Origin of the sequence: Mesorhizobium sp. M0016, assembly GCF_040324035.1 — a bacterium.
In the GTDB taxonomy this organism is placed as follows: domain Bacteria; phylum Pseudomonadota; class Alphaproteobacteria; order Rhizobiales; family Rhizobiaceae; genus Mesorhizobium.
Genome location: NZ_JAMYVM010000005.1, coordinates 255,006 through 277,394, shown reverse-complemented (window position 1 = coordinate 277,394; position 22,389 = coordinate 255,006). Strand labels below are relative to the sequence as shown.

20 protein-coding genes, 1 tRNA gene and 1 riboswitch are annotated in these 22,389 nt (G+C 63.0%); of the genes, 12 read left to right on the top strand and 9 right to left on the bottom strand.

What is annotated here, in order from left to right; translation table 11 throughout:
• Positions 1 to 89 precede the first annotated feature (89 nt).
• The gene (gene mscL, locus NKJ88_RS10490) at positions 90 to 509 is read right to left on the bottom strand and encodes a large conductance mechanosensitive channel protein MscL (protein ID WP_023681933.1); all 420 of its coding nucleotides are present in this window, start codon (positions 507 to 509) and stop codon (positions 90 to 92) included.
• Positions 510 to 760: 251 nt separating this feature from the next.
• On the opposite strand from mscL, the gene NKJ88_RS10485 reads away from it, so the two are divergent.
• Positions 761 to 4,264, top strand: a complete 3,504-nt coding sequence (locus NKJ88_RS10485; RefSeq protein ID WP_023823718.1) for a PAS domain-containing hybrid sensor histidine kinase/response regulator — start codon at positions 761 to 763, stop codon at positions 4,262 to 4,264.
• A gap of 66 nt (positions 4,265 to 4,330) precedes the next feature.
• Here the strand turns inward: NKJ88_RS10485 and NKJ88_RS10480 are convergent, their stop codons facing one another.
• Together NKJ88_RS10480 and NKJ88_RS10475 are read right to left on the bottom strand one after the other, a co-directional pair.
• Positions 4,331 to 4,990: a response regulator transcription factor gene (locus tag NKJ88_RS10480; protein WP_023688678.1), complete on the bottom strand. Its 660-nt coding sequence runs from the start codon at positions 4,988 to 4,990 to the stop codon at positions 4,331 to 4,333.
• Between the two features lie 116 nt (positions 4,991 to 5,106).
• Entirely contained in the window at positions 5,107 to 5,535 is a 429-nt protein-coding gene (locus NKJ88_RS10475) for a hypothetical protein (protein ID WP_023740730.1), read from the bottom strand.
• A 105-nt stretch (positions 5,536 to 5,640) separates the two neighbouring features.
• On the opposite strand from NKJ88_RS10475, the gene NKJ88_RS10470 reads away from it, so the two are divergent.
• Together NKJ88_RS10470 and NKJ88_RS10465 are read left to right on the top strand one after the other, a co-directional pair.
• Complete coding sequence (locus NKJ88_RS10470) at positions 5,641 to 5,991, top strand: DUF952 domain-containing protein (protein WP_352444015.1); 351 nt, start codon at positions 5,641 to 5,643, stop codon at positions 5,989 to 5,991.
• Positions 5,988 to 7,064 (top strand): quinone-dependent dihydroorotate dehydrogenase, encoded by a 1,077-nt coding sequence (locus NKJ88_RS10465; protein WP_352444014.1) that lies wholly within the window; start codon positions 5,988 to 5,990, stop codon positions 7,062 to 7,064. Before NKJ88_RS10470 ends, NKJ88_RS10465 begins: the two co-directional genes overlap by 4 nt.
• Here the strand turns inward: NKJ88_RS10465 and NKJ88_RS10460 are convergent.
• Positions 7,061 to 8,398, bottom strand: a complete 1,338-nt coding sequence (locus NKJ88_RS10460) for an MATE family efflux transporter (protein WP_352444043.1) — start codon at positions 8,396 to 8,398, stop codon at positions 7,061 to 7,063. The two genes, NKJ88_RS10465 and NKJ88_RS10460, sit on opposite strands and share 4 nt — an antisense overlap.
• Positions 8,399 to 8,615: 217 nt before the next feature.
• Between NKJ88_RS10460 and NKJ88_RS10455 the strand changes: the two genes are divergently transcribed.
• The gene (locus NKJ88_RS10455) at positions 8,616 to 9,518 is read left to right on the top strand and encodes a histone deacetylase family protein (protein WP_023816194.1); all 903 of its coding nucleotides are present in this window, start codon (positions 8,616 to 8,618) and stop codon (positions 9,516 to 9,518) included.
• Positions 9,519 to 9,585: 67 nt separating this feature from the next.
• Here the strand turns inward: NKJ88_RS10455 and NKJ88_RS10450 are convergent, their stop codons facing one another.
• The gene (locus tag NKJ88_RS10450) at positions 9,586 to 9,849 is read right to left on the bottom strand and encodes a DUF6460 domain-containing protein (RefSeq protein ID WP_023696688.1); all 264 of its coding nucleotides are present in this window, start codon (positions 9,847 to 9,849) and stop codon (positions 9,586 to 9,588) included.
• Between the two features lie 180 nt (positions 9,850 to 10,029).
• Between NKJ88_RS10450 and NKJ88_RS10445 the strand changes: the two genes are divergently transcribed.
• A tRNA-Gly gene (locus NKJ88_RS10445) sits at positions 10,030 to 10,103 on the top strand.
• A 4-nt stretch (positions 10,104 to 10,107) separates the two neighbouring features.
• On the opposite strand, the gene NKJ88_RS10440 is transcribed toward NKJ88_RS10445, so the two are convergent.
• The gene (locus NKJ88_RS10440) at positions 10,108 to 11,115 is read right to left on the bottom strand and encodes a LysR family transcriptional regulator (RefSeq protein ID WP_023681942.1); all 1,008 of its coding nucleotides are present in this window, start codon (positions 11,113 to 11,115) and stop codon (positions 10,108 to 10,110) included.
• Between the two features lie 294 nt (positions 11,116 to 11,409).
• Between NKJ88_RS10440 and chvE the strand changes: the two genes are divergently transcribed.
• The 5 genes from chvE to NKJ88_RS10415 all read left to right on the top strand — a co-directional run bounded on the left by chvE (position 11,410) and on the right by NKJ88_RS10415 (position 17,122).
• Positions 11,410 to 12,480 carry a multiple monosaccharide ABC transporter substrate-binding protein gene (gene chvE, locus NKJ88_RS10435; RefSeq protein ID WP_023681943.1) on the top strand — a complete coding sequence of 357 codons (1,071 nt, stop codon included), beginning with the start codon at positions 11,410 to 11,412 and terminating at the stop codon, positions 12,478 to 12,480.
• 152 nt (positions 12,481 to 12,632) lie between these two features.
• The gene (gene mmsA / locus NKJ88_RS10430) at positions 12,633 to 14,165 is read left to right on the top strand and encodes a multiple monosaccharide ABC transporter ATP-binding protein (RefSeq protein ID WP_027049369.1); all 1,533 of its coding nucleotides are present in this window, start codon (positions 12,633 to 12,635) and stop codon (positions 14,163 to 14,165) included.
• A complete protein-coding gene (mmsB, locus tag NKJ88_RS10425) occupies positions 14,162 to 15,448 on the top strand; it encodes a multiple monosaccharide ABC transporter permease (RefSeq protein WP_023669637.1) in 1,287 nt (428 codons plus the stop codon). The genes mmsA and mmsB overlap by 4 nt, the downstream gene beginning before the upstream one ends.
• A gap of 202 nt (positions 15,449 to 15,650) precedes the next feature.
• Positions 15,651 to 16,646: an AraD1 family protein gene (gene araD1, locus NKJ88_RS10420; RefSeq protein WP_023818779.1), complete on the top strand. Its 996-nt coding sequence runs from the start codon at positions 15,651 to 15,653 to the stop codon at positions 16,644 to 16,646.
• Positions 16,647 to 16,672: 26 nt separating this feature from the next.
• Entirely contained in the window at positions 16,673 to 17,122 is a 450-nt protein-coding gene (locus NKJ88_RS10415; RefSeq protein WP_031208887.1) for a hypothetical protein, read from the top strand.
• Between the two features lie 16 nt (positions 17,123 to 17,138).
• Here NKJ88_RS10415 and NKJ88_RS10410 read toward each other — a convergent pair whose 3' ends face one another.
• The gene (locus tag NKJ88_RS10410; protein ID WP_023669635.1) at positions 17,139 to 17,909 is read right to left on the bottom strand and encodes an ABC transporter substrate-binding protein; all 771 of its coding nucleotides are present in this window, start codon (positions 17,907 to 17,909) and stop codon (positions 17,139 to 17,141) included.
• A gap of 101 nt (positions 17,910 to 18,010) precedes the next feature.
• Complete coding sequence (locus NKJ88_RS10405) at positions 18,011 to 19,105, bottom strand: 2'-deoxycytidine 5'-triphosphate deaminase (protein ID WP_023669634.1); 1,095 nt, start codon at positions 19,103 to 19,105, stop codon at positions 18,011 to 18,013.
• Positions 19,106 to 19,245: 140 nt separating this feature from the next.
• A riboswitch (SAM riboswitch) is annotated at positions 19,246 to 19,323 on the top strand.
• A gap of 57 nt (positions 19,324 to 19,380) precedes the next feature.
• Between NKJ88_RS10405 and NKJ88_RS10400 the strand changes: the two genes are divergently transcribed.
• Complete coding sequence (locus NKJ88_RS10400) at positions 19,381 to 20,571, top strand: O-succinylhomoserine sulfhydrylase (protein WP_023669633.1); 1,191 nt, start codon at positions 19,381 to 19,383, stop codon at positions 20,569 to 20,571.
• An 11-nt stretch (positions 20,572 to 20,582) separates the two neighbouring features.
• Here NKJ88_RS10400 and NKJ88_RS10395 read toward each other — a convergent pair whose 3' ends face one another.
• The gene (locus tag NKJ88_RS10395; protein WP_352444013.1) at positions 20,583 to 21,734 is read right to left on the bottom strand and encodes a glycosyltransferase; all 1,152 of its coding nucleotides are present in this window, start codon (positions 21,732 to 21,734) and stop codon (positions 20,583 to 20,585) included.
• Between the two features lie 222 nt (positions 21,735 to 21,956).
• Between NKJ88_RS10395 and apaG the strand changes: the two genes are divergently transcribed.
• Positions 21,957 to 22,349: a Co2+/Mg2+ efflux facilitator ApaG/CorD gene (apaG, locus tag NKJ88_RS10390; RefSeq protein WP_023669631.1), complete on the top strand. Its 393-nt coding sequence runs from the start codon at positions 21,957 to 21,959 to the stop codon at positions 22,347 to 22,349.
• Positions 22,350 to 22,389 lie beyond the last annotated feature (40 nt).

Below are 22,389 nucleotides of genomic sequence, written 5' to 3'. Positions count from 1 at the left end.
CATGCATTGGCGGATGGTCTTAGCAGATGCGGCAACAGAAAACCCCGGCCGCGAACGACCGGGGTTTTGGTCCAGAAATCTGGCCTTGTCTATTTCCTGGCGAGGAGATCGCGAATTTCGGTGAGCAGTGCGACGTCAGCCGGCGGCGGAGCCGCAGGTGCGGCCGGCTTCTCCCGCTCGAGCCGCTTGCGCATGTTGTTCACGGCCTTGACCATCAGGAAGATGATGAAAGCCAGGATGACGAAATTCAGCGCCACGGTGATAAAATTGCCGTAGGCGAACACCGCGCCTTCCTTACGCGCGTCGGCAAGATTGGTCGAATGCACTGTTGATGAGAGGCCTATGAAGTAGTTGGAAAAGTCGACGCCACCAAGTGCGCCGATGAAAGGCATGATGATGTCGTTGACAAGAGAATCGACGATCTTGCTGAAGGCCGCGCCGATGATGACGCCGACCGCAAGGTCCATCACATTTCCTTTGGAAATGAATTCCTGGAATTCTTTCAGCATTCGACCCTCCTTGTCATGACGGACCGCGCTGCCGCCGTCCCTCCGGCGTCGGCCCGTGCGCACCATAACAAAAACCTGCGGTTGCAACAGAAGCAAAAGCTGGAAAACACCGCTTTCTCCTTACCTTGGTTCACGGTTCGACAGGGCAGCGTCGCGACCATGCGCCGAAAGCCGCGATGGACTTGACCTTAGAGCTGTGATTGCCTCTGGGCAGGCCGGGGTGAAAGCTGGCCGAGGAGGATTTTCGGGCCGTGCAGGGCTGGTTCATCGTCATCATTGCCGTCGCCTATGTGACGCTGCTGTTCGCCATCGCTAGCCTTGGCGACCGGCGGTCGACGGCGTCGGGACCCGGCCACGCCCGGCCCTTCATCTATGCACTCAGCCTCGCCATCTACTGCACCTCCTGGACCTTTTTCGGCTCGGTCGGCCTGTCCTCCGAGCGCGGCCTCGAATTTCTCGGCATCTATACCGGCCCGGTGCTGGTGTTCGTGTTCGGCTTTCCGCTGCTCAATCGCATCGTGCGGCTGGCCAAGAGCGAGAAGATCACCTCGATCGCCGACTTCCTGGGCGCCCGCTATGGCAAGAGCTTTGCCGTCTCGGCGATCGCCACGCTGATCGCCACCATCGGCGCGGTGCCCTATATCGCACTGCAATTGAAGGCGATCTCCGGTTCGGTCGGCCTGATGGTCGAGCATTATACGGGATCGCCGCCCTCCTTCGATCCCTTCGTCAGCGACATCTCGCTGGTGGTGGCCATGCTCTTGGCGCTGTTTGCGGTGCTGTTCGGCACCCGCCATGCCGACGCCACCGAGCACCAGGACGGGCTGGTGCTGGCGGTGGCGGTCGAAACCGTGGTCAAGCTCGCCGCCTTCCTGGCGATCGGCCTGATGGTCACCTTCCTGATCTTCGGTGGCCCGGGCGACATGATCGACAAGCTGGCCGAAAACAGCCAGGTGCGGCAAGCCATGGGCTACAACACCTCGCTCGCCACCTGGCTGGTGCTGACTTGCCTGAGCGGCTTTGCCATTATCATGCTGCCGCGCCAGTTCTACGTCACCATCGTCGAGAACCGCGGCGAGGCCGAACTGCGCACCGCGACCTGGGTGTTTCCGCTCTATCTCGTGGCGATAAACCTGTTCGTGCTGCCGATCGCCTTCGCCGGCCTGGCGCTGGTCGGCGCCAAAACCACCAGTGACCTCTATGTGCTGGCGCTGCCCTTGTTCGGCGGCCATGACTTCCTCGCCATGGCCGCCTTCATCGGTGGGCTGTCGGCGGCGACCGCCATGGTGATCGTCGAAAGCGTGGCGCTGTCGATCATGATCTCCAACGACCTCGTCATCCCGCTGTTCGTGCGCCGCCTGCTCAAGACCACGACCTCTGAGAATGAGGATTGGTCGACGCTGATCCTCAACGTGCGGCGCGGCGCCATCTTCATCCTGTTGTTCATCGCCTTCCTCTACTACCGCGAAAGCACCAACTCGGCGCGGCTGTCGTCGATCGGCCTGATGTCGTTCGCGGCAATCGCCCAATTCGCGCCGGCGCTGATCGGCGGGCTGATCTGGCGCGGCGCCAATGGCCGCGGCGCGGCCCTTGGCATGGTCGCCGGCATCCTCGTCTGGGGCTATACGCTGCTTTTGCCGTCGCTCTCGGCAGCCGACGCGGACATCGTCGTGCAGGGGTTGTTCGGTTTCGAGGCGCTGCGGCCGCAGGCTCTGTTCGGCACCGTCGCCGAACCGTTGAACCACGGCGTGCTCTGGAGCCTGTCGGTCAACACGCTGTTCTTCGTGCTCGGCTCGCTGTCGCGCGCGTCAGTGCCGCTGGAGCGGATCCAGGCGTCGATCTTCGTGCCGCGCGAATCCGGCCCGATGCCCAGCCTGCGCCGCTTCCGCACCGCCATCACCGTCAACGTGCTGAAGGACACCATCTCGCGCTACCTCGGCGTCGAGCGCACCGAGCGCTCCTTCCAATCCTTCGAGAAAAGCAATGGCGTCTCGCTGCACGGCAATGAGCAGGCCAGCATGGATGTCATCCGCTTTTCCGAGCAGCTGCTGGCGAGCGCGGTCGGCTCGTCTTCGGCGCGGCTGATCCTGTCGCTGCTGTTTCGCCGCAACGACCGCGAGTCCAAGGACGCCTTTCGCCTGCTCGACGACGCCACCGAAGCGCTGCAGCACAATCGCGACCTGCTGCAGATCGCGCTCGACCAGATGGAGCAGGGCATCACCGTATTCGACCGCGATTTTCGTCTGATCTGCTGGAACAGACAATATCGCGCGCTGTTCGACCTGCCCGACGAGATGGGCCAGGTCGGCGTCTCGCTCGACCGCATCCTGCGCCACCTCGCCGAGCGCGGCGATATTCCGGCCGACCAGCGCGTGGCGATGCTCAACCGGCTGACCAGCTTCGTCAGCCCATGGCAGATGGAGTTGACGACCAGTGGCCGAATCCTCGAACTGCGTTCCAACCCGATGCCGGACGGTGGCATCGTTGCCACCTATGCCGACATATCAGGACGCGTCGAACAGGATTTGGCGCTGAAGCGGGCCAATGAATCGCTGGAGCAGCGGGTCAAGACGCGCACCATCGAACTGACTAGAGTCAACGAGGAGTTGACCCGGGTCAATGAGGAGTTGGCGCAGGCGCAGATGCTGGCCGAGGAGGCCAATCTGGGCAAGACGCGCTTCCTCGCCGCCGCCGGCCACGACATCCTGCAGCCGCTGAACGCCGCCCGTCTCTACTGCTCGTCGCTGATCGAAAAGGCCGGCAAGGGCCCGGCCGGGGAGGCTGCTATCAACATCGAATCCTCGCTCGAGTCGGTCGAGACGATCCTGGGCGCCGTGCTCGACATTTCCCGCCTCGACGCCGGCGCGATGAAACCAGACGACAGCGCCTTCCGCCTGGACGGGCTGCTGCGCCAGATCGGCAACGACTTCCAGCCGCTCGCCGCCGAAAAGAAACTCGATCTGAAGATCATGGCCTCGTCGCTCGGCGTGATGACGGACCGCAACTTGCTGCGCCGGTTGATCCAGAACCTGGTCTCCAACGCCATCAAATACACCCCCCATGGCCGCATCCTGGTCGGCGTGCGACGGCGCGGCGAACTCGCCGAGATCCAGGTGATCGACACTGGCATCGGCATTGCCGGCGACAAGCTGAACACGGTCTTCAACGAGTTCACCCGGCTGGACGAAGGCGTGCGCGAGGCCGAAGGTCTCGGCCTTGGCCTGTCCATCGTCGACCGCATCGCGCGGGTGCTGCGGCTCGAGATCCAGATCTTTTCCAACCCGGGCAAGGGTACGCGCTTTTCCGTTATCCTGCCGGTTGCGGCGGTTGAGGCGCCGCGGCGCGAGGTCGAGCCGAAGGCGCCTGCCCGCACCGCGAATTCGCTGGCCGGCCTGCGCGTCATGTGCATCGACAACGACGCCCGCATCCTCGACGGCATGCGGCTTCTGCTCGAGGGCTGGGGCTGCAGCATCGGCACGTTTTCGGGTCCGGAGGATTTTGGCAGGGCCGATCGTCCCGACATCGTGCTTGCCGACTATCATCTCGATGGCAGAAGCGGCCTCGACATCATCGCCCGCCTGCGTGACATCCATGGTTCGGACCTGCCGGCCGTGCTGGTCACCGCCGACCGCTCCACCGAGGTCCGTGCCGCTGCCGCCGCCCTGGACGTGCCGGTGATCAACAAGCCGCTGAAGCCGGCGGTGCTGCGTTCGATGATGGCAAGGGTCAGGCCGCTGGCGTCGGCGGCCGAGTAGAGTTTCTATCTTTTTGTTTTACGCAATTCCCAAGGGAAAGCGCTACGCACTTTTCCTGGAATAGCTTTAGCCCGCCGGCTGCAGCGGATCGCTGCCGATCTTGGACAGCTGGATCACCGCCTGGGTGCGGCTGTCGACGCCGAGTTTCTGCAGGATGGCCGAAACATGCGCCTTGACCGTCGCTTCGGAGACGCTGAGCTCGTAGGCGATCTGCTTGTTGAGCAGGCCTTCGGCCAGCATGCCGAGGACACGCGTCTGCTGCGGTGTCAGCGCCTGCAGCCGCTTGATCAGGTCGGATATTTCCGGGTCGCGCTCGACGCCGAGGTCGATGCCGACGGGGGCTGCGATATCGCCTGCCAGCACCGATTGCACAGCGCTGCGGATTTCCTCCATGCTGGCCGATTTGGAGATGAAGCCGGATGCGCCGAGATCGAGCGCACGCCGGATGGTCACCGGGTCGTCATGCGCCGACACCACCACAAGGGGCACCGCCGGGTGGATGCCGCGCAGCGCGATCAAGCCGGACAGGCCGCTGGCGCCCGGCATCGACAGATCGAGCAGCACGAGGTCGACATCCTCATGGGCCACGACCAGCGCCTTGGCGCTTTCGAAATCGCCGGCCTCGTGAATGGCGGCGACATCGCCGACGCCGGCAAGCGCCTCTTTCAAGGCGCCGCGGAACAGCGGATGGTCGTCGGCAATGACGAAGGTGTAGCCCGACGGCAAATGTTCCTCCCCAAATCCCTTATTGATTATCGGCTTTTACGGGACCGGACGATTATGCGGCGAAGCGCTTTGTTTCAAGCGGCAATGGCCGGACGGGGCATTTCCCCGCGGGCAGTTCAGGTCTTTTGCGAATTGAGATTGGCGCCGTCATCCTTGTCCATTTCCTTGACGATGCCCATGAAGCCGCGCAGCATGCGCTCCATATAGCTCATCGTCTTGTCGAAATCCTCCTCGCTCGGCAGCTTCGATTCGAGGCGGGCGGACAGCGAGTTCTCGAGCTTGGCGACGCGTTCGTCCATTGCCTTCATCGAGGCCTGCAAACGGTCGACTTCGTCCTGGAAGGCGGCGCGTTCGTCGGCGGCCATCTTGCAGACGAGCTGGCCGGAGCGCTCCTCGCAGATCGACATGGCGCCGGTCCGGGTGTCCATGCGGACATAACCGTTGGCGGATTTTTCCAGCCGGTAGCGGTCGGTCTCTTCGGACCAGGCCGATGCCGCAACCAGCGAGACCAGTGCGGCGGGGATCAGTATGTGCTGCAGACGCATGTTCCATCCTCCACGAGCCAGTATGCGCAACCTATCACAGCTTTGCGCCGTAAATGCGGACGAGTTGCCCTTCCCCGCATGATCGGTTCGGATTATAGCGCAACCATGTCTCAGATTATCTACAAGATCGCGCCCGAAGCGCTTTGGCGCGAGGCCGAGAAAAACGGCCGTTTCACCGGCGCTCCGATCGATATCGCCGACGGCTTCATCCATTTCTCCACCGCTGATCAGGCCAGGGAGACGGCGGCGAAGCATTTCGCCGGCCAGATGGATTTGCTGCTGATCGCCATCGACGGGGCGCTGCTCGGTGACGCGCTGAAATACGAGGTCTCGCGGGGCGGCGCGCTGTTCCCGCATCTCTATGGCGTGCTCGATATGAGCGCCGTGCTGTGGGTGCGGCCACTGCCGCTCGGGGCCGACGGCGCCCATCAATTCCCGGCGCTGGAGGCCGAATGATCGTGTTCGACCGCATCGGCCAGAAACTGCTGTTCACCTTCGATCCGGAAACGGCGCATGGCATGTCGATCGCGGCGCTGCGATGCGGTCTGCCGGTCGGCGCGCGAACGGTGCGCGACGACAGGTTGAAGGTCAGCCTCTGTGGCATCGCCTTCCCCAATCCGCTCGGCATGGCCGCCGGCTACGACAAGAACGCCGAAGTGCCCGACGCGCTGCTTGGCCTCGGCTTCGGCTTTGCCGAAGTCGGCACCGTGACGCCGCTGCCGCAGGCGGGCAATCCGAAGCCGCGCATTTTCCGGCTGACGGAGGATGATGCGGTGATCAACCGGCTGGGTTTTAACAATGGGGGCCACGAAGCGGCCGAGATGCGCCTTGCCGCGCGCAAGGGACGCGTCGGCATCGTTGGCGTCAACATCGGCGCCAACAAGGACAGCGCCGATCGTGTCCATGACTATGAGCTCGGCGTCTCCCGCTTTGCGAAATACGCCAGTTATCTCACCGTCAACATCTCGTCGCCCAACACGCCCGGCCTGCGCAACATGCAGGCGCGCGAACAGCTCGGCGAACTTCTGGCTCGCGTCATATCGGCCCGTGGCTCGGCATCGGCCCAGCCACCAATCTTTCTCAAGGTCGCACCCGATCTGGTCGAGGCCGAGCTTGAAGACATCGCCGCCGAAGTGACCGAAAAGCAGATCGACGGCGTCATCGTCTCCAACACGACGCTCTCGCGATCCGGATTGCGTAGCCCAAGCGGCGCCGGCGAGACCGGCGGTCTCTCGGGAAAACCGCTGTTCGAGCGTTCGACCATCGTGCTGGCCAAGATGCGTCGGCTGCTCGGGCCGGAGCGCGCCGTCATCGGCGTCGGCGGCGTCGATTCCGCCGAGACCGCGCTGGAGAAAATCCGCGCCGGCGCCGACCTCGTGCAGCTCTATACCGGCATGGTCTATGCCGGGCCGGCGCTGCCGGGGCGCATCCTTGCCGGGATGGTGCGATTTGCCGACAAGGAGCGGCTGAAATCATTGCGCGAACTGCGCGACAGCCGGCTCGATCAGTGGGCTGCCAGGCCGCTCTAAAACGCCGTGCGCAACCGGAGCCGCAGGATGGCCAGCAGGCTGAAGCCGCGCACCAGCAGGAAGACGTGCAGCGCCGCCCACAGGCCGTGATTGCCGAGAGACGGCGCCAAGCTGAACAATGCGGCGCTGAAGGCCAGGAACGACACCAGCATCATGTTGCGCATCTCGCGCGACCAGGTAGCGCCGATGAAGACGCCGTCCATCTGGAAGGCCAGCACGCCGCTCAGCGGTGTCAGTGCCGCCCACGGCAGATAGATGTCGGCAACAGCACGAACATCCGGCGACGTGGTGATCAACGAAATCAGGCCGGCGCCGCCGAGCCAGAAGATCAGCGTGGCGGTTCCGGCGAGGCCGAACCCCCAGAATAAGGTCAGACGTACCGCCCGGCGGAACGCCGTCTCGGCACGTGCGCCGATCGCGCGTCCCGCCAACTGTTCGGCCGCGGTGGCGAAACCGTCGAGAAAATAGCCGGCGACGAGGAAGAAGTTCATCAGCACGGCATTGGCGGCCAGCGTCAGCGTGCCGAACTGCGCGCCCTGGCGGGTGAACAGCGCGAAAGCGGCGAGCAGCGAGAACGAGCGGATCATGATATCGCGGTTGAGCGACAGCATGCGCAGGAAAGCGGGCATGTCGAGCAGGCGATGCCGCGGCAGGCGGGGTGCGGCCCGGAAGCGCCAAACAACGATGGCGAGACCCAGCAGCATGGCCAGACATTCGCCGGTGACGGTCGCCCAGGCCACGCCGGCGACGCCCCAGCCAAGCTTCAGGCCGAGCAGGATGCAAAGCACGATGTTGATGCCGTTGAGCACCGCCTGCAGCATCAGCCCAAGCCCGCCCTCGCCGCGTCCAAGGACATAGCCGAGGATGGCGTAGTTGATCAGCGTGAAGGGGGCGGCGAGCATTCTGATGTGGATATAGACGCCCATCGCCTCGCCGACGCGCGCTTCGCCGCCGATGAATTTCTGGCCGGCGATGGCAATCAGCGGCGCAAGGACGACAAGCACGATGCCGGCGGCGACCGCGATCAGCACGGCGCGCCAGAACACCGCCTGCTCCTCCAGTTCGTCGCCGCGCCCAAACGCCTGGGCGACGAGGCCGGTGGTGCCGGAGCGCAGGAAATTGAAGGTGCTGAAGACGACGTCGAAGACCAGGGCCCCGGCCGCCAGGCCGCCGAGCAGGGCGGCATCGCCGAACTGCCCGACCACCGCCGTGTCGACGATGCCGAGCAGCGGCGTCGTCAGATAGGCGAGCGTCATCGGCACGGCGATGGCGAGCACCGAACGGTTGGTGACGGCGAAGGGTCTCGCGTCGGCTGGGGTTGCACCCGTGTCCAGGGGACTGCTGCCTTGCTGGTTGCGGCTTGATCGAACAGCCGATGTGCCCCATTTTCCCGCCACCGCGCAATCACTCTTGCCGTGACGGCCAACCGAAATGTTCTTCTGGCGCGAGCCCGCCGGATCCCAGTACTGGTTTTAAGCAATTCCCAAAGGGAAGCGCTACGCGCTTCTCCCGGGAAAACCGCTGCACACTTTTCCTGGAATTGCTTTAGCCATGCCCCTGCAGATCGTCCATCATCCCGACTACGATGCCGGCTTCGCCGTCAATCATCGCTTTCCGATGAGCAAATATCCGCTGCTGATGCAGGCCTTGCATATCAGGGGCCTGATCCATGCCGGGGCGCTGTGGATGCCCGAGCCGGCGCCGGCCTCCTGGCTGAAGCTCGCCCATGCGGCTGATTATGTCGACCAGGTCATCACGTGTTCAGTGCCTGAAAAGATCGAGCGCGAGATCGGCTTTCCCGTGGGACTGCGCGTTTCGCTCAGGGCGCAACTCGCCGCCGGCGGCACGGTGCTGGCGGCGCGACTGGCGCTTATCAATGGCATTGCCTGCAACAGCGCCGGCGGCAGCCACCATGCGCGGCGCGCGCAAGGCGCGGGCTTCTGCACCTTCAACGATGTTGCCGTCGCTTCGCTGGTGCTGCTAGCCGAAGACGCGGTGAAAAACATCCTGATCGTCGATCTCGATGTGCATCAGGGCGACGGCACGGCGGATATACTGAGAGACGAACCACGCGCCTTCACCTTCTCCATGCATGGCGGACGCAATTATCCGGTGCGCAAGATTGCCTCCGATCTCGACGTTGCCCTGCCGGACGGCACCGGCGATGGCGCCTATCTCGAACGGCTGGGTGTCCTCCTGCCGGAGCTCTCGGCCAAGGCGCACTGGGACATCGTCTTCTACAATGCCGGTGTCGACGTGCATGCCGAGGACCGGCTCGGCCGGCTATCGCTCAGCGATGACGGCGTGCGTGCCCGCGACGCCATGGTGATCGGTCATTTCCGCGCGCTGGGCATCCCGGTCTGCGGTGTCATCGGCGGCGGCTATTCGACCGATGTCGCAGCGCTCGCGGCGCGCCACGCCATCCTGTTCGAGGTGGCGTCGGACTTTGCCTGAGTGGCCTTTGGTTTGAGCACAATCTTTTCCGAAAACCGGTTTCCACTTTTCGGGATCGTGGTCCGCTTCACTTCCGGTAGTTCGCGAGCCTGAGCAGGATGAACACCGGCACGACGATCGCGGCGCCGAGCAGGATATAGCCCAAGAAGCGATAGACCGCGTTGAAGCCGAGGTTCCAAAGATCGATGAAGAAACCCTGGATGCGGTAGAAGACGTCCATCGGCGTCCAGCCGAACGCATTCATGACCAGGCCGACCAGGAACGACACGACCAGCAGCTTGACGATCACCCTGACGGGCGAGTCACCGAGAAAGCGCGTCACTGTGGACAAGGGGCCTGCCTCCAGATTGGTTTGCCCGGATTCGGGGTACAAACCCACGAATACGCACTTGCTGCGCCCGCATCAAGGCGGGCGGACGGCGCAATCGGTCGGGTTTCCAACAGCCGTTTCCGAACAGCTGTCCAAGGGCGATTGCCCGAAGCACGCCCATCATGATATCGAGAGGCCGACGCGGGTATGATGTAATGGTAGCTTGTCAGCTTCCCAAGCTGAACGCGAGGGTTCGATTCCCTCTACCCGCTCCAGTTCCTATCCCACTTCCCGCAAGATAAAATCGTGCAGCATCTTGGCTGCCGGCGACAGCACGCGGTTCTTTACCGTGATCAGGCTGTAGGGGCGGACCTCGATGTCGAACTCGGTCTGGACGACATCGATGGCGCCGGCGAGACCGTCGGGGTTCTGGATGAATTTTGCCACCTGGATCGACACCGGGGCGATGGCGTCGGACTGCGCCACCATGACCAGTGTGAGCAGCAGCGACGAGGTGTTGAGGATGCGGTCCGGCAGGGCGATGTTGCGGTTCAGGAAATTGCTCTCCATCGCCTGGCGCAGCGGCGACCCGCCCGACTGGAACACCCAGTCGAAGGCGGCGGTGTCCTCCAGCCTCACCGCCTTCCCATTGTTTAGAGGATGGCCGTTGCTCAGCGGGTGGCCTCGGCGCACGATCAGGCAGGCCTTCTCGACGCCGATGACGCGCGATTCGAACAGGCGCGGATTGAGGTCTTCGGGGACACGGGCGATGATGAAATCATGGCGCGTGGCGATCAGTTCGCGCGCCAGCACATTCGACGTCTCGACCTGCATGGTAATCTCGATGCGCGGATAGAGGCGGCGTATCTCGCGGATCGCCGGGACCGCCAGTTCGATCGCCGGCGCCGTCACCGCGCCAAGGAACACCGAGCCGCCCTTGCCGGCCTTGAGCTCCGATATTTCGCGGTCGGCCTCGCGCATTTCGAGCAGGATCGAGCGCGCGCGCCGGGCCAGCGCCTTGCCGTAAGGGGTGAGTGTGATGCCGCGCGGCAGCCTTTCGCAGAGCTTCACCTCGAGCACCGCTTCCATCTCGGAAATCATGCGCGAGGCCGCCGGCTGCGAGATGTTCATCACCTGGGCGGCAGCACTCACCCGACCGTGATCGTCGAGTGCTGCGATCATGCGCATGTGACGCAGGCTCAAGCCGCTACGCAGAAGTGTCTCGCCATCGCCCGGCAATTCATCGTAACCGCTTGAAATTCCCTGAGGACCTCGTAAAGCCGCCATGCCTTTTCCCGCTTCCGCCACTGTTCCAGCCCGGTCTAGTCATATACCGGTTTTGGTATAGCAACCACCGAAGATCGCATTTGACAGTTATGGCAAAGGGTCACACTTTCGCGCGTCCTCAAGACTTGACGGTCGATGACGAGCAAAATCGTATCGATTTAAATCAAGACTGAGGGCCGATTGGGAGGATACCGGAGATCGATTATGACGGCGGCGGCGCTTTGGCGCATCCGCCCGACTGCGCGGCCCGCGGAGCCCCGAGGTGTCGCGTCCATCAACCAGGGAGAGTTTTACGTGAAAATCATCAAGACACTGGCCGCCGTCGCGGCCCTTGGCATCGCTGCCATGACCTACTCGGCGCATGCAGCCGACAAGGGTCTTGTCGGCGTGCTGATGCCGACCAAGACCTCGCAGCGCTGGATCAATGACGGCGATGCCGTCAAGTCCCAGCTCGAAGCTCTCGGCTACACGGTCGACCTGCAGTACGCTCAGGACGACATCCCCAACCAGCTCAGCCAGCTGGAAAACGAAATCACCAAGGGCCCGAAGGCGCTGATCATCGCTTCGATCGACGGCACGACCCTGTCGGACGCGCTGCAGAAGGCCGCTGACGCCGGCGTCGTCGTCGTCGCCTATGACCGCCTGATCAAGAAGACCGCCAATGTCGATTACTACACCACCTTCGACAATTTCGGCGTCGGCGTGATCCAGGCGAACTCGCTGGTCAAGGGCCTCAAGGAGCGCTTCCCGAACACCAAGCCGTGGAACGTCGAACTGTTCGGCGGCTCGCCGGACGACAACAACGCCTTCTTCTTCTACAACGGCGCAATCTCGGTGCTGCAGCCGCTGATCGATGACGGCTCGATCAAGATCAAGTCCGGCCAGACCGGCATGGACAAGGTCGGCACGCTGCGCTGGCTCGCCGCCACCGCCCAGGCGCGCATGGACAACCTGCTGTCGGCCAACTACTCGGACGGCAGCCGCGTCGATGGCGTTCTTTCGCCCTATGACGGCCTGTCGCGCGGCATCACCGCTTCGCTGCGCGCCGTGGGTTACGGCACCGACGCCCAGCCGTGGCCGATCGTGACCGGCCAGGACGCCGAGACTGCTTCGGTCAAGCTGATCATCACGGGCGAGCAATACTCGACCGTGTTCAAGGACACCCGCGAACTGGCCAAGGCCACCGTCGAACTCGTCGACAAGGTGCTCTCGGGCGGCAAGCCGGACGGCCTCGATGAAAAGACCTACAACAACGACGTCAAGGTCGTCCCCTCGATCCTTTTGACGCCGCATGAGGTCGACAAGTCGAACTACCAGGCACTGGTCGTCGACTCCGGCTACATCAAGGCCGACGAACTGAAGTAATCCGTTTATAAAGACAGGGGTCCTGCCCGACGCAGGACCCCTGTCCGTTCACAAGCGACCCCGGTATTGTTTCTACCGGACTTAGTTTGCGTGCATGTCGTTGTCTCAAACCGCAAGCACTTTGGAGCGACATGCAACAGGAGGAGCTTGCCCTGATGACGACGATTTTGGAGATGCGCGACATCACCAAGACGTTCCCCGGCGTGAAGGCGCTGTCGAACGTCAACCTCAGCGTCGAAGAAGGCGAGATCCACGCCGTGGTTGGCGAGAACGGCGCCGGCAAGTCGACGCTGATGAAGGTCCTGTCGGGCGTCTATCCCGCCGGCACCTATGACGGCCAGATCATTTTTCAGGGTCAGGAATGCCAGTTCAAAGGTATCCATGACAGCGAACATAAGGGCATCGTCATCATCCACCAGGAGCTAGCGCTGGTGCCGATGCTGTCGATCACCGAAAATATCTTCCTCGGCAACGAAAACGCCCGATACGGCGTCATCGACTGGGATGCCAACGAGGCGCGCACCGCTGCCCTGTTGAAGAAGGTGGGCCTCAAGGAGGACCCCAAGACACTGATCACCAATATCGGCGTCGGCAAGCAGCAGCTGGTCGAGATCGCCAAGGCGCTGAGCAAGGACGTCAAGCTTTTGATCCTCGACGAGCCGACCGCGTCGCTCAGCGAGAAAGACAGCCAGGCGCTGCTCGATCTTCTGCTCGAATTCAAGCGCCAAGGCATGACCTCGATCCTGATCTCGCACAAGCTCAACGAGATCAACCGGGTCGCCGACAAGGTAACCGTCATCCGTGACGGGCGCACCATCGAGACGCTGGCCAAGAAGGATATCTCCGAAGACCGCATCATCACCTCGATGGTCGGCCGTTCGCTAGACGACCGCTATCCGCCGCGCGAGCCCAAGATCGGCGAAGTCGTGTTCGAGGTGAAGAACTGGTCGGTCTATCACCCGCTCCATGCCGAGCGACAGGTGATCAAGGGCATCGACATCAATGTGCGCAAGGGCGAGGTGGTCGGCATCGCCGGGCTGATGGGCGCCGGCCGCACCGAATTCGCCATGAGCCTGTTCGGCCGCTCCTATGGCCGCCGCATCACCGGCGAAGTGCTGCTCAAGGGCAAGCCGGTCGATGTCTCCTCGGTAAGCAAGGCGGTCCAACACGGCATCGCCTATGTCACCGAGGACCGCAAAACCTACGGCCTCAACCTTATCGACCATATCAAGCATAACATTACGCTGGCCAATCTCGACGGCGTGTCGCGCCACAGCGTGATCGACGACATGCGCGAGCTTGCGGTCGCCAACGACTATCGCAAGAAGACCAATATCCGTGCGTCAAGCGTCTATCAGATGACCGGCAATCTTTCCGGCGGCAACCAGCAGAAGGTGGTGCTGTCGAAATGGTTGTTTGCCGACCCTGACGTGCTGATCCTCGACGAGCCGACACGCGGCATCGATGTCGGCGCCAAATATGAAATCTACACGATCATCGCGCGCCTTGCCTCGGAGGGTAAGGCGATCGTGGTCATCTCGTCGGAAATGCCGGAATTGCTGGGGATTACCGACCGCATCTACGTCATGAACGAAGGGCGCATGGTGGGCGAAATGCCGGCGGCGGAAGCAAGCCAGGAAAAGATAATGCGCGCCATCGTCCGGGGAGAAGGAAAAGCAGCATGAGCACCGAAAGCGCCCCCGCCCCGCAGGGCAACGTCGCCGACGAACAGCGCCCGCGCATCGCCGTCTCGGCGCTGGCGACGAATTTACGCGAATACGGACTGATCATAGCCCTGATCGTCATCATGCTGTTCTTCCAGTTCACCACGTCGGGGACGTTGTTCAAGCCGGTCAATCTCAGTAATCTGGTGCAGCAGAACTCCTTCATCATCGTGATGGCGCTCGGCATGCTGCTGGTGATCGTATCGGGCTATATCGACCTCAGCGTCGGATCGGTCGCCGGTTTCATCGGCGCGCTGGCGGCAAACATGATGGTTATCTGGCAGCTCGGACCGCTGAGCAATCCGCTGGTGGTTTCGATCGTCTGCCTGGTCGCGGGTGGCCTGATCGGCGCCGCGCAAGGGTATTGGATCGCCTATCACCGGATACCGAGCTTCATTGTCACGCTGGCCGGCATGCTGATCTTCCGCGGCATTTGCCAGGCGTTGCTTGGCGGCGGCTCGTCGGTGGGTCCGCTTCCCGACGACTTCAAGATGCTCAGCTCCGGCTTCATCCCGGATGTGATCGGCCCACTGACGCTCGTCCCGCCGGTCGTGAACGCAGCCGGCAAGACCATCATGGGCAGCGGCGTGACCCTGCACATGACGACGGTCGTGCTGGGGCTGATCGCCGTGCTCGCCTATGCCTATTTCGGGGTCCGCACCCGGCGCAAACGAGAACGCCATGGTTATGAGGCCGAGCCCTTCACCCTGTTCGTCGTCAAGACGCTGGTCGCCAGCGCGCTGGCGCTGTTCCTGGTCTATGAGTTTGCCAGCTACCGCGGCCTGCCCGTGGTGCTGCTGGTCATGGGCGTGCTGATCACGTTGTTCGTCTTCGTCACCAAGCGCATGACCATCGGGAGGCGCATCTACGCCATGGGCGGCAATCCCAAGGCGGCGCAGCTGTCGGGCATCAACACCGAGCGGCTGACGCTGATGGTGTTCATCAATATGGGCGTGCTGTCGGCGCTTGGCGGCCTGATCATCGCGGCTCGTCTCGGCCAGGCGGTGCCGGCGGCGGGTCTCGGCTCGGAGCTCGATGTCATCGCCGCAGTGTTCATCGGCGGCGCCTCGGCGATGGGCGGCGTCGGCCAGGTTATCGGGGCGGTCGTCGGCGGCTTCATCATGGGCGTGATGAACAACGGCATGTCGATCATGGGCGTCAATGTCGACTGGCAGCAGGTGGTCAAAGGCCTGGTGCTGCTCGGCGCCGTGATCTTCGACGTCTACAACAAGAACAAGGCCTGACAAGCTTCAGGCGAGGCAAGCAGGAGGCATACGATCGCGGCGCAGCCGGCAAATTGTCGGCATAAGAAGTCCCCCGAGGGATCAAGCTCGCGAGCGCAATCCGGACGAAGAGTTCAACCCGTGGCGCGGCTAGGTCCGAGCCGCGCAGGTCAAGGTTTGCCAAGAGGCATCCAAGGCCAAGCACATGAGAGAGGATTTCATCATGCTAATCTCCCAGATCCTCGACGACGCCGAGACCATCCGCGTCGTCGCCCGCAATGGCGGCGGCAAGACCAGGATCATCAACGGCGCCCGCAGCGTCTATTCGCTGGCCATGGAAGCCGCGCGCACCGGAACGGGCCTCGCCGCGCTGATCGAACGCAAGGGGTTCGGTGAAGCGATAGACCTCGACGCCATCTACAAGAAGGGCCGGCTGGAGTCGCCGATCAATCATCCCGATCCTGCGCATCTGCATCTGACCGGCACCGGCCTGACCCATCTCGGCTCGGCGGCGACGCGCGATTCCATGCACAAGAAGCTCAGCGATGGCGGCGAGGAGCAGCTTACCGATTCCATGAAGATGTTCCGCATGGGGCTCGAAGGCGGCAAGCCGGCCAAGGGCCAGACCGGCGTGCAGCCAGAATGGTTCTACAAGGGCAACGGCACCATGGCGGTGGCGCCGGGCGCCGCACTGATGTCGCCGGCCTTCGCGCAGGACGCCGGCGAGGAGCCGGAAATCGCCGGCATCTATGTCATCGGCGACGACGGCGCGCCGTTCCGCGTCGGCTTCACGCTGTCGAACGAGTTTTCCGATCATGTTACCGAGCGGGTGAACTATCTGTTCCTGGCACATTCCAAACTGCGCAACGCCTCGTTCGGGCCGGAAATCCTGATCGGCGACCTGCCGGCCGACGTCAGGGGCTCATCGCGAATCTATCGCGACAGCAATTTGCTGTGGGAAAAGCCGTTCCTGTCGGGCGAAGCGAACATGTCGCACACAATCGCCAATCTCGAACATCATCACTTCAAATATTCGGCCTTCCGCCAGCCGGGCGACGTGCATGTGCACATGTTCGGCACGGCGACGCTGTCCTTTGCCGACGGCATCAAGACTCAGGCCGGCGACGTTTTCGAGATCGAGGCCGCGGATTTCGGCCTGCCGCTGCGCAACCCGCTGGAGATTGAGCAGCCGGTTAAGGTGGCGGTGAAGGCGCTTTGAGGCAGCATCACAATTGGGAGCCGGAAATGAACGGAATGCGGCTTGTCATTGTGTTCACGGGCGTGGCCCTGTTCCTGACCCAACCGTCGGTGGCCTTTAGCGCCGGCCAGTGCAGCCCGAAGTCCTATCGTGAAGCCCGTTTGGCGATGACGAGCCGTCTTCTAGCAACCGGCTATTCGAAAGCCCAGGTGAGCTTTCTGATGCGCAACACGGATCACATGACATCAGCGCTTCGCGGCGACAGGCTGAACAACAATGGCAAGGTCTGCGGCATCGACTCCGCCAAGGCCCATGTCCTCGGTTGCCTCGACAAGCAGTTGTTCCCGTTGAAGCGCGGCTCAAACGCTTCGCTCGACGAGGTCAAACTGACCGAAGGCTTTTGGGGCAGGAAACGTTTGGCCGCACGCGAACTGCTGTTTATCGGCCATTTTCATGCCTGCCTTGGCGCCGCGAAATCGTATCTCTTTCGCGGCTGACGCCGGCGGACGGGACTCAATAGATATCGAAATCGAAATACTTGGCCTGGATCTTCTTGTAAGTGCCGTCGGCGACGATGGCGTCTATCGCCGCGTTGAGCTTGTCGCGAAGTGCCGTGTCCTCCAGGCGGACAGCGATGCCGGCTTGCGTCTCGGTGCCCTTGACGTCGCCGACAAGCTTGCAGCAGCCTTCGCTCGCCTTCTTCAGCCAGTCCATCAGCACGAACTTGTCGGAGATGACGGCGTCGAGACGGCCGTTCTGCAAGTCGGTGATCGCCTCTTCCTGGGTGGGGTAGAGTTTCGCCTCGGCGCCGGCCTTGCCATAGGCGTCCTGCGCATAGTCGGCCTGGGTGGTCGAGGCCTGCGCGCCCACCGTCTTGCCGGCAAGGGCTGCCGGTTCGGTGGAAGTGAGGTCGCTGTCCTTGGGCGCCACCAGCGCCAGCGGCGTCGTGTAGTATTTGTTGGTGAAGGCGACCTGTTTCTTGCGCTCCTCGGTGATGCTCATCGAGGCGATGATGGCGTCGAACTTTTTCGCCTGCAGCGCCGGGATGATGCCGTCCCAGTCCTGGGTGACGATCTCGCACTCGACCTTCATCTGCGCACACAGCGCATTGGCAATGTCGATGTCGAAGCCCTCGATCTTGCCGTCCGCGGTGATGGTGTTGAAGGGCGGATAAGCGCCCTCGGTGCCGATCTTCAATTTCTCCTGCGCCTCAGCCAGCGAGCCGGCCGATATCACCAGCATGGCAGCGCCCGCTGCCGATATGATCCATCTTGAAATCTGCATTTTGGTTCCCCTTGCGCGCCGTTCTCTTGCCGGCCACCGAAAGGCAGCCAAGCATGGTGAGGCAGCGCAGGCAAGTATTTTGCCTGACGGTGATCGAAGGTTCAGCCGGCGGGGCGGAAATGCTTGGAGAGCTTGAGGCCTTGCGCCTGGTAATTCGAGCCGAGATCGGTGCCGTAAAGCGCCTGCGGCCGCTTCAGCATGTGTTCGTAGACCAGCCGGCCGACGATCTGGCCGTGGTCGAGGATGAACGGCACTTCGTGGCTGCGCACTTCGAGCACCGCCCGGCTGCCGGTGCCGCCTGAGGCCGAATGGCCGAAGCCCGGATCGAAGAAGCCGGCATAGTGAACACGGAATTCGCCAACCAGCGGATCGAAGGGCGTCATCTCGGCGGCGTAGAGCGGCGGCACGTGCACGGCTTCGCGGCTGACCAGGATGTAGAACTCGTCCGGGTCGAGCACCAGTTCGCCGGCGCCGCTCTTATAGAGCGGCTCCCAGAAATCGACGGCATCCTGGGCGGCGCGCTTGTCGACATCGACCAAGCCGGTGTGATGCTTGCCGCGATAGCCGACCAGGCCGTTCTGGTCGCCGTCAAGATCGATCGACAGCGCAATGCCGCCGCCGGAAATGTTGGGCGGCTCGGTCGCCACCAGCATCTCGGCGCGGTGCAATTCGTTCAGTTCTGCCTCCGACAACAGCGCGTTGCCGGTGCGAAAGCGGATCTGCGACAGCCTCGATCCGGCGCGTACGACGATCGGGAAGGTGCGTGGACTGACTTCGAGATAAAGCGGCCCGTGATAGCCGGGGGCGATCTTGTCGAACTCATGGCCGCGATCGGTCATCACCCGGGTGAAGATGTCGAGCCGGCCGGTCGAGCTCTTCGGGTTGGCCGAGGCCGACACGTTTGCGGGCAGCGCCAGGCGTTCGAGCAGCGGCACGATGTAGACGCAGCCGGTTTCCAGCACCGCGCCCTCGGCGAGACTGAACTCATGCAATTTCAGCCGGTGAAGCTTGTCGGCCACCAGATGATCGGGACCCGGCAGGAAGGAGGCGCGCACGCGAAAAGCCTTGTCGCCGAGCCTCAGATCGAGGCTCGCCGGCTGCACCTGGTCGACATCGAGCGCGCGCGGCGACTTCAGCGCGCCGGACTGAAACAGCGCGGAAATGTCCTGATCGGGAAGAATGCCTGTCTGCCGCAAAAGGCTGGCTCCGCTCCAAGGTCGGTCTCTTTGTGGCAGGTTCTTGCCGCAAAACCGCTGGATATTATTGCGGAACCTGCCTGGTACAAACCTCTTAATGAAGCCGGCAATTGACGCAAGCGCAGGTGAGGTCTAAAGGGTCGTTATCCCGTGGTGATTTGGCCGGTCGGCTTGCAGCCACGTTAAACAAGTCGCTAAAGGACCGTCGGGCCGCAAGGCCATATGGACCGGTTGCGACTTTCGCGGCCGGTTTTTTTGTGTCTGGAACAAAAGCGATGAGCACCAAGAAGCGTAACTGGAAACCTCAGACCGCACTCGTGCACGGGGGAACGCTGCGTTCCCAGTTCGGCGAGACGTCCGAAGCGATGTACCTCACCCAAGGCTATGTCTACGAGACGGCGCAGGCTGCCGAGGCCCGTTTCAAGGGCGAGGAGCCGGGCTTCATCTATTCGCGCTATGCCAACCCTACCGTCGACATGTTCGAAAAGCGCATGTGCGCGCTGGAGGGTGCCGAAGATGCGCGCGCCACGGCGTCCGGCATGGCGGCGGTGACGGCAGCGCTCCTGTGCAGCGCCAAGGCCGGCGACCATATCGTTGCGGCGCGCGCGCTGTTCGGCTCCTGCCGCTGGGTGGTGGAGACGCTGGCGCCGAAATACGGCATCGAGGCAACGCTGGTCGACGGCACCGACATCGCCAACTGGGAAAAGGCGGTGCGGCCGAACACGAAACTGTTCTTCCTGGAAAGCCCGACCAATCCGACGCTGGAAGTGGTCGACATCGCAGCGGTGGCGGCGCTCGCCACCTCGATCGGCGCCAGGCTGATCGTCGACAATGTCTTTGCCACGCCCTTGCAGCAGAAGCCCTTGCAGCTCGGCGCCCATATCGTCGTCTACTCCGCGACCAAGCACATTGACGGCCAGGGACGCTGTCTCGGCGGCATCATCCTGTCCGACAAGAAATGGATCGACGAGAATTTGCACGACTATTTCCGCCACACCGGCCCGAGCCTGTCGCCGTTCAACGCCTGGACGCTGCTCAAGGGCCTGGAGACGCTGCCGGTTCGGGTGCGCCAGCAGACGGAAAGCGCGGCCAAGATCGCGGATTTCCTGGCAGGACGGCCGGAAATCGCCCGCGTCATCTATCCCGGCCGCGCCGACCACCCGCAGGCCGACATCGTCAAGAAGCAGATGACGGGCGGATCGACGCTGATCTGCCTCGACGTCAAGGGCGGCAAGCAGGCGGCCTTCGCCTTGCAGAACGCGCTCGACATCGTGCTGATCTCCAACAATCTCGGCGACGCCAAGAGCCTGATCACCCATCCGGCGACCACCACGCACAAGAACCTCAGCGACGAAGCTCGCGCCGAGCTTGGCATCGGGCCGGGAACGCTCAGGCTGTCGGTCGGTCTTGAGGATACGGACGATCTGCTGGAGGACGTTGCGCAGGCACTGAAGGCAGCCGGGTAGGCCGCGAGGCGTCACGCTCCCGACGAAGCCTCTTCCAGCTCGGCCGTCTTGGTGCCGATGGTCATGATGTTGCCGCGCCAGTCGACGGCGCCGCTCAGCCAGCCGCGCGCCCAGATGGCGGGAAGCATCATGTCGCGCACCATCATCGCCGGGACCATGCGCAGCGACAGGTGCCAGCCCTTGGCCGCGGCCAGCGCGCATTCGGGAATGTAGGCCGCCGTCAGCACGGCCAACACCGTGGCCGGCAGGCTGATGCCGGCACTTGCGGCCGCCACCAGCGCCAACGCCAACGGCACGGCGACGCCGGTCAGGATCTCGGGTGCGAAAAACAGCGGGAAGGTGACGCGGCGCAACCGCGCCCAGCGCGCCTGGCGCGACCAGATGTCGGCAAGTCGGCGCTGCCCCAGTGGTTGCTCGAAAGGCGAGGCAACGAGATTGACGCGCAGGCCCAGTCCATTGACCAGCTTGGTTGCAGCCGCATCCTCGGCGATCTCGGCGGCCAGCGCGCGGATACCGCCATTGGTATCGAGCATCGGCTTGTTCCACAGCATGCTCTTGCCCTGGGCAAAGCCGAGGCCAAGCGCCTCGCCGGCATATTGCCAGCGCGCCTGCAGCGTGTTGAGGAACGCGCATTCGACCTCGGCCCAGAAGCCATCCGGCCGCGAGCCGATCGGCGTCGAGCAGATAAGCCCGGTATTGATCCGCCAGGCCGCCATCAGGTGCTGGACGTAATCCCTAGGCATCAGCACGTTGGAATCCGCGAGAATAACCCAATGATAGTGCGCCGCTTCCCAGCCCTTGACGCAGTTGTTGAGCTTCGGGTTGCTGCTGACGCGGTCGTCGCCGATCAGCAGCCGGGCCGGCACGTTGGGAAACAGGACGATCGCCCTGTTTATCAGTTTGACGACCGGGTCGTCGGCGTGAGCGACGCAGAAGATCAGTTCGTAGATCGGCCAGTCAAGCGAGAAAGCTCGCTGCAGCGTCTCTTGTGTGAACGGCTCCACGCCGCGCGACGGCACGACGATCGACACCGGCGGCTGCTCGTTGGACGGCGGAGGGATGAGACGGCGCGCTTTCAGCTTCGACGATGCAAGCAGGATGCTGGCGAGATTGGAAAGAAGCAAAGCGGAGGAAGCGAAGGCGGCTGTGAGAGCTGGTTCCATCGAGATCTGGTCACTCCGGAAAGGCCGCTCGCGGCTGCTTTGTCAGTCGACAGATGGGCCTTGAGTCGCCGGCAAGGTTTGCGCACACCAACATTGTCATGTGTCACTTAAATGACATTGTTTGTCGGCACCTGCGCTTTGAGGCTGGCAGGACATGCCGCTCTGCGCGTATCAAACCGCATGGCGCGACAAATGTTCCCTGCCGCGCAACCGGAGCAGCCCATGTACCGCGCCGTCACGCGCAACATCGAAGTGCAGGTCAGACCGTTCTACCTGGAGGACCGCTCGGACCCGGCGGAGAACCGCTATGTCTGGGGCTACCAGGTGACGATCGACAACCAGTCGGACGATTTCGTGCAGCTTATGGCGCGTTACTGGCACATCACCGACGGCAGCGGCCGGGTCGAGGAAGTGCGTGGCGCCGGCGTGGTCGGCGACCAGCCTGAGCTCAATCCCGGCGACAGCTATCAATACACGTCAGGCTGCCCGCTCTCGACGCCGTCCGGCTTCATGGTCGGCCACTACACCATGCGCAACAAAAAGGGCGAGACGTTCGACGTCGCTATTCCCGCGTTTTCGCTGGATCTGCCGGGGACGCGGCGGACGGTGAATTAGGGGTTTTCTCCCCATCTCTATACGGGGAGAAATGCCCGGC